This window comes from Veillonella parvula (assembly GCF_032575955.1).
GTDB classification, from domain to species: domain Bacteria; phylum Bacillota; class Negativicutes; order Veillonellales; family Veillonellaceae; genus Veillonella; species Veillonella parvula_J.
In genome coordinates this window covers 152,525-165,143 of record NZ_JAWFXN010000003.1, presented here as the reverse complement: position 1 = coordinate 165,143, position 12,619 = coordinate 152,525, and the positions used below count along the sequence as shown (strand labels likewise).

Below are 12,619 nucleotides of genomic sequence, written 5' to 3'. Positions count from 1 at the left end.
GAAGGGTGTAACATGAATAAATCCATGTTAAAAAAAGCAGTCATTTTTGGCCTTGCTGGTGTAATGGCAGTTGCTGCTGGTTGTGGCAGCAATAAAGATGCAGGTAATGCAAATAGCAATGAAGCTAAAATCGCATTGTTGACAACAACAACTGGTGGTGCAGCCGCATATGGTGAGTCCATTAAAGCTGGTGCAGAATTGGCAGTAAGCGAAATCAATGCTGATGCAAATGCTGTAAAAATTAACTTATTAGTAGAAGATACTAAAGGTGATAAAAACGAAGCAATTAATGCAATGAATAAAGTAATTTCTAAGGATAAAGTTGTAGCTGTTATCGGCCCAATGTTATCTGGTGAAATGATGGCAGCTGGTCCTGTAGCAAACAAAAGTAAAATCGTAGCTCTTGGTACATCTACAACTGCTGAAGGTATTACAGATATCGGCGATTACATTTTCCGTAATGCTGTACCTGAATCCTTGGCAGTAGATACTGCAATTAAAGAAGCACATAAAACTTTAGGCTTCAAAACTGCAGCTATTATGTACTCCAACAATAATGACCAAATGGTATCTGTAAATAATACAGCTCGTAAAGCATTGGAATCTGAAGGCGTACAAATCGTTGATACTGAAACATTTGCAGATAAAGATACTGATTTCTCTGCACAATTAACTAAGATTCAACAAGCAAAACCTGATGTTATCGTAGTTGCTTCTCTTTACCAAGAAGGCGCATTAATCATGAAAAAAATGCGTGAAATGGGTATGAATCAACCTGTAGTTGGTTCCAATGGCTTTAACAGCCCTGAATTCATTAAAATTGCAGGTGCTGCAGCTGATGGCGTTATCGTAGGTACACCTTGGTTCCCTAACAAAGACGATCAAAAGGTAAAAGATTTCCGTAAAGCTTATAAAGATAAATACGGTAAAGAACCAGACCAATTCGCAGCTCAAGCTTATGATGCGGTATACCTCTATGAAGCAGCTTTGAAAAAAGCAGGTTCCACTACAGATCGTGAAAAATTCCGAGAAGCTTTGAAAAATATTGCTGACTTTGTTGGTGTAACTGGTCAATTCAAGTTCAACGAAAAACGCGACCCTTCCATGGAAGTTCAAGTTTTACAAATTAAAAACGGTCAATTTGACGCATTAAAAAAATAAAAGTTGAGGTAGTATAGTGTTTTTACAACAATTAGTTAACGGGTTAACCCTCGGTAGCTTATATGCTGTACTCGCTATTGGCTTAACACTTGTGTTTGGCGTTTTAAATATCATCAACATGGCACACGGAGGCATCTTTATGATAGGTGCCTTCGTTGGTCTTTTTATGGTAACTGTTTTTGACGTTAACATTTTTGTAGCCCTTATCGTAGCTATGGCTGTCGGTGCTATCCTTGGTTATCTTTTAGAATTTGTGGCGCTTCGTCCACTTCGTAAGAAAAAGGTGTCTCACTTGGCACCACTTATTAGTACCATTGGTGTTTCTATTTTCCTTGAAAGTTTGGCATTATTGCTTTGGGGCCCTCAAACTAGATCGTTCCCACCAGACTATATTGGTGGCCTAATCGACTTTGGAGCTTTCAAAATTTCCATGGTACAAATTATTGGCTTAGGCGTTTCTATTGTTTTAATGCTGATTCTTAATATAGTTATTAAGAAAACTAAGATTGGTAAGGCTATTCGCGCTGTATCTATGAGTACGGAAACAGCAGCTCTCTTGGGTATTAATCCAACAATGATTATATCTGTTACAGTTATGATTGCATCTGCTTTAGGTGCTGCTGCAGGCGTGTTGGTAGGCTTGTCCTTTAATGCTATTGAGCCTACGATGGGGGTTATTATAGGCTTTAAAGGCCTTGCAGTACTTATCTTAGGTGGCCTTGGTAATATTACAGGTGCCATGGTTGGCGGCTTCATTTTAGGCGTAGCAGAAATCTTCTCTGTTGCATATGGCGCATCTACATTCCGTGATGCTGTGGCCTTTGGTCTCATCATCCTATTATTATTCTGGCGCCCACAAGGCTTGTTTGGATCTAAAGATAAAGGGGGGAGACCATAATGGATTTATTGAACCCGTATTATCTACAGATCGTGATGTTTTTCATCATCAATGCCATCATGGGTATTTCAATTTATTTCACACTTGCAAGTGGTCAGCTTTCTTTAGGGGCTGCTGGCTTTATGAGCGTTGGTGCATATGTAGGCGCTATCCTTTCTTTGAAAGCTGATTTGCCTATCGTTTTAGGCATTATCATTGGTGGTTTAGTTGCTAGTCTTGTAGCCGTTATTATCGGTTTACCAACAACACGTCTTCGCGGATTATATCTTGCCATTGCTACTCTTGGTTTTGGCGAAGTTGTGCGTGTTATTTTCTTGAATTTGGATATTACTAATGGTGCATTAGGCCTTTCTGGTATTCCATCCATTCCTCAAGAATTAACAAACTTAGCCTATGAACTTGATATCGATGGTTTAATGGGCATTGATGCTGTTGCATGGGGCAATCTAATGGCTATCATTATTTTGTTAGCTATTTTAGTATTGATTATCGCCTTTTGCGTACGAATCAATAATAGCCGTGTGGGTCGTGCCTTTGCAGCGATTAAGGCTGATGATCATGCAGCAGAATTGATGGGGATTAACGTTGTATACTACAAGATGATGGCCTTTATCATTGGTGCTTTCATCGCTGGTATTGGCGGTGGTTTGTATGCTCATATTACAAACTTTATAAATCCTACAGACTTTAGCTACCATAAGGTAGTACAAATCTTATTATTCCCTGTATTTGGTGGTTCTAATGTAGTATGGGGCTCCGTATTAGGTTCCTTTATTCTTACATTATTGCCAGAAGTATTGCGCTTCTTATCCGATTATCGGGATATTATCTATGGTGCATTACTCGTTATCTTGATGGCAGTTCGCCCAGATGGTATTTTAACAGAATCTATGGTAGACAAAATTAGTCGTAAATTAGGTTTTAAAAAAGCTCCATATATTCCTGAATCACAAGTGTTGACAGAACGTTTTGAAGCATATAAACGCAAACAACAAGAAGAAAAACAAGGATAGGAGGGAACTGAATGCTATTAGAATTAAATGACGTAAGTAAAAGCTTTGGTGGCGTTGCAGCCCTCACAGGAGTATCTTTTGGCGTTAAACAAGGTGAAGTATTTGGTGTTATTGGTCCAAATGGTGCTGGTAAGACGACACTGTTCAACTTGATTACAGGTGTATTCCCAGTAAGTTCAGGCGAAATTGTTTTTGATGGTATGTCTGCTGTAGGCATTAAGCCTCATAGAACTGTTGAAATGGGCATTGCTCGCACATTCCAAAATATTCGTCTCTTTGGCAATATGACTGCTCTTGAAACTGTTTTAACTGGTATGCATTGTCGCACTGGCTCTGGATTTCTGTCTAGCTTTTTGAAAACAAAACGTCAACGTATTGAAGAAGAACGTTGCCGTGGTATTGCCTATGAATTTTTAAAGCTTGTAGGGCTTGAAGCTGATGCGGAAGAGGTTGCCACATCATTACCGTATGGTAAGCAACGTCGTCTTGAAATTGCTCGTGCTTTAGCGACACATCCTCAGTTAATTTTACTTGATGAACCGGCAGCCGGTATGAATGATAGTGAAACTGAAGTTCTGCGTCAATTGATTGGCAAGATTCGTGACCTAGGTATTACTGTTGTGGTTATTGAACATGCCATGGAATTAATGATGAATATCTGTGATCGTTTGGTAGTACTTAACTTTGGCAAGAAAATTGCTGAAGGTACACCTCAAGAAATTCAAAATAATGAAGCTGTAATTGAAGCATACTTAGGTAAAGAAGAGGTGTAATATGTTAAAACTAGAAAATATTGTGGCTGGTTATGGACATATTACAGCCCTAAAAGATATAAGCCTAGAGGTTCCACAAGGTTCGATTGTATCTCTTATTGGCGCTAATGGTGCTGGTAAGACTACTACGATGAAGACTATTATGGGACTTGTAAAACCCACATCTGGTCGAGTGATTTTTGAAGGTCAAGATATTACAGGTCGTCAAACTTATCAAGTTGTAAAAAATGGTATCTCTTTAGTTCCTGAAGGGCGTCAAATACTACAAGATATGAGTGTTTATGAGAACCTTGAAATGGGTGCTTATACACGTAAAGATAAAGAAATCGAAGCAGATATTAAAAAGGTATTTAAACGATTCCCTATTCTCGATGAACGAAGCTATCAATTGGGTGGTACTTTATCTGGTGGTCAACAGCAAATGCTAGCTATTGGCCGTGCACTTATGGCTCGTCCAAAGTTGTTATTACTAGACGAACCATCTATGGGGCTTGCGCCTTTAGTAGTAAATGAGATCTTTGAAACAATTAAAGAAATCAGTGCCGATGGAACAACAGTTCTTTTAGTAGAACAAAATGTACGTCAAGCATTGAAGATTGCTGATTATGCGTATGTTTTAGAGACTGGTAAAATGGTATTATCTGGATCTGCTGATGAAGTTCGCCATAATCCTCGTGTTATGGAAGCTTATTTAGGCGGTCGTGTTGAATAAGTAATTATATAAAGCGATTATTATTGTCAAAACTTTGAATAAGGTGTATATACTAGATTTCTAGTATATACACCTTATTTTTTATCACTAATTCTGATAGAAATAGCAGCACTATGTGAGCTGATAATGAAGTGAGTTTATAAATTTTTTATTATTTTTAAGATAATCAATAATAAATCTAGTGAATTAAGAATGAAAAAAGCAAATAATAATTAATGAACATATATTGAAAATACTGTATTTTTAGGGAATTGTTGTTGAAGATTATATGAAGTTCGCCTGGAAGATACTAGATTTGTAGAAGTATATTTAAAAAAATGATAAAATAGCATGACTGATTTTTTAGATATAAGATACATCAATAATTAAGTGATGAATTAAATAAGTTGAATAAAAAAGAGGTAAGTATGAAGAAGAAACAGTATATGATGATGGCTACATTCTTATGTACTACAACAATGGTCATGGCTGCACCAGTTAATATAAATACTAATCAGCCTTATAATGCTAAGAATGTACAAATGGAAGGCCATGCACCATTGGAAAATAGTGCATCTGTAATTAGCTCTGATAAAGAATATCGTCTGCATCAAGGCGACGAACTAAATATTCAAGTGGTTCAGCAGGCAGAGCTTGGTACACGTAATGGTAATGACATTGTGTATACCGTCAGACCAGATGGATATGTATCGTTTCCTATGGTTGGTGCTGTAAAAGCAGATGGCTTAACTGTAGATGAATTTACGGCTGAATTACAGCAAGGTTTGTCTCGTTATATCATTAATCCTGATATCACAGTAAATGTATCGAAATTGGGCGGTGTTCGCGTATATGTATTTGGTGAAATTAATAAGCCTGGCGCCTATACGTTGACTAAATCTAGTACAGTTATTGATGCGATTGGGGCTGCAGGTAGTTTTAACTGGGATACAGCAAAGAAGAAAATTTACTTGATTCATCAAGATAATCCAGAGAAACCAATTCCTATCAATTTGAATCGTATTTTACAAACTGGAGATATGTCTGAAAACTACATCATGCGTGAAGGTGATATTCTTTACTTAACTAAGAATAGTCGTATCAACTTTGCTCGTGATATTGCTCCAATCTTAACAGGGGCTTATATGGTATCACGAATAGGTAAGGATTAAAGATAAGGCGATATCTATCATATAAGGGGGCGTTTTTTTGCGTTCATATTTATTACCATCCATATTGTTTATTACCGATATTGTGACGATTGTAATCGTTGCTTTTATCAGTCTTTTTATTCGATTTGATGGGCACATAGAACCTCAATATATTAATCAAATGGTGGATGCACTTCCGTTATTACTTATTTCGTATATGTTGATGTTCTTGATAATGCATTTATATACACGTATTTGGCGATATGCAGGGATGCGAGAGGTATTAGCAGTATTTGTAGCGACTACAATTGGTACGGCTTTATTCTATTCCTCTATGTTTGTATTTGGTAAGTCATTACCACGTTCTGTCTATTTTATTACATGGTTCCTCACTACAGGTGCTGTTGGTATGGGACGTATGTTGCTTCATTATGTGGCACTTCACTATAGCAGTGGGGACGATGGTGAAAGTGGCCAAGTGAATACATTGATCATAGGAGCCGGTGATGCAGGTGCAACTATAGCTCGTGAAATTGAACGATATCATAAGCGTTCTCGTCGAGTGATTGGTTATGTTGATGATGACATGTTTAAACATAATCGTCTTATGAATGGTTTTAGAATTCTAGGTAATCGTGAAGATATTCCAGCATTAGTTGCTAAGTATAAGGTAGAAGAAATAATTATTGCCATGCCTTCTGTGAAGCGAGATATTATTCAAGAAATCATGGAAATCTGTTCTCCTTTAAAATGTAAAATCAATATTTTACCGGGGATGTACCAATTGCTTGATGATGAAGTTCTTGTATCTCATTTACATCCTGTTTCAATCGAGGATTTATTGGAGCGTGATGAGATTCAGCTCGATACGTCCAAGGTTGAAACATATCTTAAGGATAAAGTAGTTTTAGTTACTGGTGCGGGGGGCTCTATTGGTTCTGAAATTTGTCGTCAAGTTTTACGTGTAAAACCTAAAAAGCTATTGCTCCTAGGTCATGGTGAAAATAGTATTTATCTTATTCATCAAGAATTGCGCAATATTGTGCCTCAAGATACATTGATTCCAATTATTGCAGATATTCGTGATAAGAATCAATTAGAACAAATTTTCAAAAACTATAATCCTGATGTAGTATTTCATGCGGCAGCTCACAAACATGTGCCTCTTATGGAAATCCAGCCAATTGCTGCGGTATTAAATAATATTTATGGTACTCGTAATGTTGCGGATGTAGCCGGAGCTCATGGGGTAGATCGATTTGTTATGATTTCCACGGATAAAGCGGTGAATCCAACTAGTGTTATGGGCGCTACAAAACGGGTTGCTGAAAAAGTTGTACTTGGTATGAATCATACATATGATACTAAGTTTATAACAGTTCGTTTTGGTAATGTACTTGGTAGCCGTGGTTCGGTTATTCCTTTATTTCGTAAACAAATTGAAGCAGGTGGTCCTGTAACCGTTACAGATCCAGAAATGACACGTTATTTCATGACTATTCCTGAAGCCAGTCAATTAGTACTTCAAGCTGGTGCCATGGGGAATGGAGGAGAAGTGTTCCTTTTGGACATGGGTGAACCGGTTAAAATTGTCGATTTGGCTAAGAATATGATTCGCCTTTCTGGCTTTGAGCCTAATAAGGATATTCGTATTGAATTTACTGGCTTACGTCCAGGTGAAAAGTTATATGAAGAACTATTAACTGCCGGAGAAGGTACGAATACTACTACGCATAAGAAAATTTTTGAAGCAGCTCTAGAAGATGTTGATCAAGAATGGCTGAGTCGTGAAATAGAGCGCTTTGATACATGTAAAACTGATATAGATGTAATTAATGTATTGCAGGATATTATTCCTACATACGATCCAAATCATAATGTATAGGTCATGGACGATACATTTATTACCCGATATATGTATAAGACTATTTTAATTTTGATACATTATGCCTTTATTGAGAGGGTTAGGTACAGTTAATATTCTAAGTGGGAGAGACCCTGTTGTTTGTATACTTTTACAGAAAGGGGTATATGGGTGGAACAAATTATTGATTTAAAAGAGGTGGGCAGAGTCCTCATTAAAAAGCGCCGTAAAATTATTAATATTACGGTAGCATGTATGGTTTTAGGTGGTGCGTATGCCTTTCTTGCACCATCTACATATCAATCTACATCGATGTTACGCATTAAACAAGCTCAAGGTTTGAGTAATTCTGTATTATCTAGTGCTAATGCCTATTCTGATTCTATGTCTCGTCAATTGATGAACACAGATGCAGAAATTTTAAAAAGTCGTAATGTAGTAGAGCCAGTAATTACTGCTATAGAAGATCCTGAAGGTACTGGTAATGCGCCAACATATGAAGATTTTGTTAAAACTCGCATTGAAACTAAACCGTATAAAGAAACCGAGTTATTACAAGTAAGCGTAACTGGTAAGAGTCCTGAGCAAGCACAAGAAGCTAATCAATTACTTATTGATACCTTCTTAAAACGTCTTGCCGAAATTTCTCATGTTGAACAACGAACTACTCGTGAATTCTTACAAAAACGCGTTGTTACTGCGAAATCTGAATTAGAGCAAGCAGAAAATAAATTGCAACAATTTCAAGTAGATAATAAGGTGTACTCTACAGCTGATCAGATGAAAGGCTTAACTGATAAGATTACTCTAATTGATCGTGAGAAGGCTCAAAATCAACTCGATTTAGAAACGGCACAAGCTGCACTTGGCAGTATCAATGAGCAATTAGGTTCTGCAGGTAAAAGCATCGCTGATAGTGCTACGGTTCAAGCCTACAAGGGTCAGTTAGCAGATTTAGAATCTCGTAAAGCTTCTTATATTGGTAAATATACTGATGAACATCCTGCGATGAAAGAAATTAATCAACAAATTGAAGAAGCTAAAAGTGGTCTAAATGCTGAAATCAATGCCATTGCATCTCAACAAGCACCTTCAAGCAACTCTGCACAACAAGGATTGCTAGCGGATAAGTTTAAAAATGAAGCTGCATTAGCTGTAGCTCAAGGTAAACAATCTACATTAGCTGAGTTAGATAAAGCAAACGAAGAAGCTATAAAGGGATTACCTGAAAAAGAACGCGGTTATATCCAAGCAAAACGTGATGTAGATGTGGCACAAGATATCTATCAAATGCTATCCACTCGCTTAGAAGAAGCGAAGGTAGCAGAGGTTATGGTACCAAATGAAGTTCAAATCGTAGATGCTCCAACATTACCAGAAAAAGCAATTGCGCCGCGTAAAGTACTTATTTTATTAGGCGCTGCCATTTTAGGGGTCCTCTTTGGTTGTCTCTATACATTGGTCCAATTCTTCGGTAATCGCAAAGTCCAATCTGTACAAGAGATTAATGACATCCTTGGCATTCAAAACTTGGGCGTGATTCCAAATCATAAAGAAGTAGAATACGAAGAGCCTAGTAATCGTTTCGTAGCATTGTTGCGCAAAGTGAGAGGTTAATATGATTAGACTAATTTCTAATGAACGTGGTGATACACCACTTGTGGAAGCATACCGTACATTGCGTAGCAATCTTCAATATGTATGTAACCAATATAAGTGTAAGCTTATTTGTATTACTGCAGCCACTAGTGGTGAAGGCACTTCTGAGGTGGCTGCTAATACTGCATTAGCTTTATCTAAAAATAATAATAAAGTTCTTCTAGTAGATGGTAATCTACGTAATCCAACACAACATATAGCCTTTAATGTACAAAATAAGGGCCTTACAAATGCGGTGGTGATGGATGAAGATTTGACGATTCATCGTAATGTAGTGCCTCATTTGGATGTTCTTACGGCGGGTGAAGTTGTTGAATATCCATCTGATATTGTAGATTCTAGCAAATTACCTGCGATTTTTGAGTATGTACGTGATGAATATGATGTGGTTATCATAGATACACCACCCGTATTGTCTGTTACAGATGCGGTTGTATTGGCAGAAAAATCAGATGGTGTTGTGTTAGTTGTTAAAAATGAAGTAGCTAGTCCAAAAGATTTGATTGAAGCTAAGAAACGGCTTTCACAAGTAGGTATTTCTCTTTTAGGATCTATCGTAATTGATGCTTAATATAACTGTTTTAATCAGTCTTCTATGTGATAAATCAAACGTATCAATATGGTACAGAAAGTATTGAGGTGATTTATATGAGAATTAATTTTTCTCCTCCAGATATTACAGAGTTAGAAATCAATGAAGTCGTTGAAGCCTTAAAAAGTGGGTGGATTACGACGGGTCCTCGTACTAAAGAATTAGAAAAAAAGATAGCTCATCAGTTAGGTACACCTAAATCCGTTTGTTTAAACTCTGCTACGGCAGCGCTTGAAATGTCTCTTCGCGTATTGGGGATTGGACCTGGAGACGAAGTCATAACTAGTGCTTATTCTTATACAGCTAGTGCGAGTCCTGTAGTTCATGTAGGTGCTACCTTAGTACTCGTTGATACACAGAAAGATGCTTATGAAATGGATTACGATGCAGTCGCTCGCGTTATTACACCAAAAACAAAAGCAATCATCCCTGTAGATATTGCGGGGGTGCCTTGTGATTATGATCGCTTGCGTTCCATTGTAGAGGAAAAGAAATCTCTCTTCACACCATCTAATGATATTCAAAAAGCATTAGGTCATATCCCTATTGTGGCTGATTGTGCTCATTCCTTTGGTGCATCTTATAAAGGAGTATCAACAGGTAATGTTGCAGATTTTAGTAGTTTTTCCTTTCATGCAGTAAAAAACTTTACTACTGCTGAAGGTGGTTGTGCTACATGGCGTCATATAGATGGTATTGATGATGAAACTATTTACAAGCAATTCCAATTGCTATCTTTGCATGGTCAAGATAAGGATGCTCTTGCAAAATCAAAAGCAGGTGCTTGGGAATATGATATTAAAGGTACCTATTATAAATGTAATATGACGGATATCATGGCGGCTATTGGGCTAGCTCAATTTGAAAGATACCCAAAACTTTTGGCACGTCGTAAAGAAATTATCGAAGCTTATGATACAGCATTTAAGGATTTACCTGTTACATTGTTGAACCATTATACAGATGAGCATGAGAGTAGTGGTCACTTGTATTTAGTCCGTTTAGATGGCCGTGATGCGGAATATCGCAATAAGGTTATAGAAGCTATGGCTGAGGCTGGCATTGCAACGAATGTTCACTATAAGCCAATTCCAATGCATACGGCTTACAAAAACTTAGGCTTTACAATCGATGACTATCCAAATGCTTATGACCAATTTAAGAATGAAATTACATTGCCACTTCATACGCTCCTTACAGATGAAGAAGTGCAATATATCATTGAGCAGTTTAAAAGGATTATTACCGAATGCTAGTAAAGAACTTTTATGATCTACCACAAGCGCTACAGTGTGAAGCGGTTCGTCCTTATTTTGAAATATTAAATCAAAGACGTACAAGCCTTCTTTGTAAAAGCATTTTTGACCGCGTAATGGCAGCGGGACTGCTTATTACATTAAGTCCTGTATTTTTCATACTAGCCATCATGATTAAACGAGATAGTGCGGGAGAGGTTTTTTTCCGTCAAACTCGAGTGACACAGTACGGTCGTACCTTTGGCATCTACAAGTTCCGTACTATGGTAAAAAATGCAGAATCTTTAGGAGCACAAGTGACGTCGCAAAATGATATGCGTGTCACTAGGGTCGGAAATATGCTTCGCAGCTGTCGCCTCGACGAATTGCCTCAGCTTATCAATATCCTTTTAGGTGATATGAGTTTTGTTGGTACAAGACCTGAGGTTCCACGTTACGTGTCTGCTTATACAGATGAAATGAAAGCTACCTTATTATTACCAGCTGGGGTTACCAGTATTGCCAGTATTACTTATAAGGATGAAGATCAACTTTTACAAAATGCTCAAAATGTTGATGAAGTCTATATAAATGAGGTTTTACCGGGCAAGATGGCTTGGAATTTAAAGAGTATTAAGGAGTTTTCTTTTTTACAAGATATAAAAACGATGATTGATACAGTATTAGCTGTATTACGTTGAAAGAGGTCCCTATGAGTACATCTATGACAAAGGAAATACAAGAAAAAGAGCTGAATATGTTGCTGTACTTTAAAGAGTTCTGTGATAAACATAATTTGCGCTTTTATCTTTGCGGCGGTGGTCTCATTGGGGCTATACGGCATAATGGATTTATCCCTTGGGATGATGATTTAGATCTATTTATGCCTCGTCCAGATTATGAAAAGTTAGCTAAATTATGGCCAAAATATGCTGACACTGAACGATTTACGTATTGTCGTACTGATCGAGATCACATCTATCATGATGCAGGTGCATCTATAAGAGATAATAATACGACCTTTATTAATCGTCATAGTATGCATGAAGATGTTTGTCATGGTTTAGCACTTGAAATTATGCCTATTGATGGCTGTGCACCCGGCAAAATTAGTCGTTTATTGCAATTGATGTGGGCCATGACGTTTGCACTCTTTAATGCGCAGCGTTTACCAGATAATAAAGGGCCTACATATCGCGCTTTAGCTGGTTATATTTATAAAATCTTTTCCAGTCAGTCTATACGCTATCATATTTGGCGATTTGCAGAAAAGAGAATGACTCAATACGACTTTGATACCAGTGATGAATGTACGGAGTTAATTGGCAGTTTAAAAGGTATGAAGCTACGTCATCCTAGAGAGGACTTTGCTTCTGTTGTATATAAAGACTTTGAAGGTCATCAAATACCTGTTATGAAAGGGTATGAGAGATATTTGCGTCTTATTTGGGGCGACTATATGCAATTACCACCTATAGAACAACGTGTGGCAAAACATGATGCAGTATTTGCTGATCTACATACACCTTACAAGGAGTATAAAGGCATACATTATGCCAAAAAAGAAGCTCAACCATAAGGA

General features: G+C 37.4%; 12 protein-coding genes. All 12 read left to right on the top strand.

The window, feature by feature from the left end:
* Positions 1–12 precede the first annotated feature (12 nt).
* The 12 genes from E7L28_RS04940 to E7L28_RS04885 all read left to right on the top strand — a co-directional run bounded on the left by E7L28_RS04940 (position 13) and on the right by E7L28_RS04885 (position 12,616).
* Complete coding sequence (locus E7L28_RS04940; RefSeq protein ID WP_118091540.1) at positions 13–1,161, top strand: ABC transporter substrate-binding protein; 1,149 nt, start codon at positions 13–15, stop codon at positions 1,159–1,161.
* A gap of 16 nt (positions 1,162–1,177) precedes the next feature.
* Positions 1,178–2,059 carry a branched-chain amino acid ABC transporter permease gene (locus E7L28_RS04935; protein ID WP_024061206.1) on the top strand — a complete coding sequence of 294 codons (882 nt, stop codon included), beginning with the start codon at positions 1,178–1,180 and terminating at the stop codon, positions 2,057–2,059.
* Positions 2,059–3,072 carry a branched-chain amino acid ABC transporter permease gene (locus E7L28_RS04930; RefSeq protein WP_024061205.1) on the top strand — a complete coding sequence of 338 codons (1,014 nt, stop codon included), beginning with the start codon at positions 2,059–2,061 and terminating at the stop codon, positions 3,070–3,072. Before E7L28_RS04935 ends, E7L28_RS04930 begins: the two co-directional genes overlap by 1 nt.
* Before the next feature lie 11 nt (positions 3,073–3,083).
* Complete coding sequence (locus tag E7L28_RS04925; protein ID WP_004697257.1) at positions 3,084–3,845, top strand: ABC transporter ATP-binding protein; 762 nt, start codon at positions 3,084–3,086, stop codon at positions 3,843–3,845.
* A gap of 1 nt (position 3,846) precedes the next feature.
* Positions 3,847–4,557: an ABC transporter ATP-binding protein gene (locus E7L28_RS04920; RefSeq protein ID WP_118091541.1), complete on the top strand. Its 711-nt coding sequence runs from the start codon at positions 3,847–3,849 to the stop codon at positions 4,555–4,557.
* A gap of 407 nt (positions 4,558–4,964) precedes the next feature.
* On the top strand, positions 4,965–5,708 hold the full coding sequence (locus tag E7L28_RS04915; RefSeq protein WP_118091542.1) for a polysaccharide biosynthesis/export family protein: 744 nt from the start codon (positions 4,965–4,967) through the stop codon (positions 5,706–5,708).
* Positions 5,709–5,745: 37 nt separating this feature from the next.
* Complete coding sequence (locus tag E7L28_RS04910) at positions 5,746–7,572, top strand: polysaccharide biosynthesis protein (RefSeq protein ID WP_118091543.1); 1,827 nt, start codon at positions 5,746–5,748, stop codon at positions 7,570–7,572.
* A 150-nt stretch (positions 7,573–7,722) separates the two neighbouring features.
* On the top strand, positions 7,723–9,168 hold the full coding sequence (locus E7L28_RS04905; protein ID WP_058948428.1) for a GumC family protein: 1,446 nt from the start codon (positions 7,723–7,725) through the stop codon (positions 9,166–9,168).
* A gap of 1 nt (position 9,169) precedes the next feature.
* The gene (locus tag E7L28_RS04900; protein WP_118091544.1) at positions 9,170–9,781 is read left to right on the top strand and encodes a CpsD/CapB family tyrosine-protein kinase; all 612 of its coding nucleotides are present in this window, start codon (positions 9,170–9,172) and stop codon (positions 9,779–9,781) included.
* 77 nt (positions 9,782–9,858) lie between these two features.
* The gene (locus E7L28_RS04895) at positions 9,859–11,058 is read left to right on the top strand and encodes a DegT/DnrJ/EryC1/StrS family aminotransferase (RefSeq protein WP_118091545.1); all 1,200 of its coding nucleotides are present in this window, start codon (positions 9,859–9,861) and stop codon (positions 11,056–11,058) included.
* Positions 11,052–11,738, top strand: a complete 687-nt coding sequence (locus E7L28_RS04890; protein WP_118091546.1) for a sugar transferase — start codon at positions 11,052–11,054, stop codon at positions 11,736–11,738. Before E7L28_RS04895 ends, E7L28_RS04890 begins: the two co-directional genes overlap by 7 nt.
* Before the next feature lie 11 nt (positions 11,739–11,749).
* Positions 11,750–12,616, top strand: coding sequence for a LicD family protein (locus E7L28_RS04885; protein ID WP_118091547.1), 867 nt, complete (start codon positions 11,750–11,752; stop codon positions 12,614–12,616).
* Positions 12,617–12,619: the final 3 nt, after the last annotated feature.

Coding starts and splice junctions, on each gene's coding strand:
- E7L28_RS04940 (WP_118091540.1), top strand. CDS start 13: ATGAATAAATCCATGTTAAAAAAAGCAGTCATTTTTGGCCTTGCTGGT.
- E7L28_RS04930 (WP_024061205.1), top strand. CDS start 2,059: ATGGATTTATTGAACCCGTATTATCTACAGATCGTGATGTTTTTCATC.
- E7L28_RS04925 (WP_004697257.1), top strand. CDS start 3,084: ATGCTATTAGAATTAAATGACGTAAGTAAAAGCTTTGGTGGCGTTGCA.
- E7L28_RS04920 (WP_118091541.1), top strand. CDS start 3,847: ATGTTAAAACTAGAAAATATTGTGGCTGGTTATGGACATATTACAGCC.
- E7L28_RS04915 (WP_118091542.1), top strand. CDS start 4,965: ATGAAGAAGAAACAGTATATGATGATGGCTACATTCTTATGTACTACA.
- E7L28_RS04900 (WP_118091544.1), top strand. CDS start 9,170: ATGATTAGACTAATTTCTAATGAACGTGGTGATACACCACTTGTGGAA.
- E7L28_RS04895 (WP_118091545.1), top strand. CDS start 9,859: ATGAGAATTAATTTTTCTCCTCCAGATATTACAGAGTTAGAAATCAAT.
- E7L28_RS04890 (WP_118091546.1), top strand. CDS start 11,052: ATGCTAGTAAAGAACTTTTATGATCTACCACAAGCGCTACAGTGTGAA.
- E7L28_RS04885 (WP_118091547.1), top strand. CDS start 11,750: ATGAGTACATCTATGACAAAGGAAATACAAGAAAAAGAGCTGAATATG.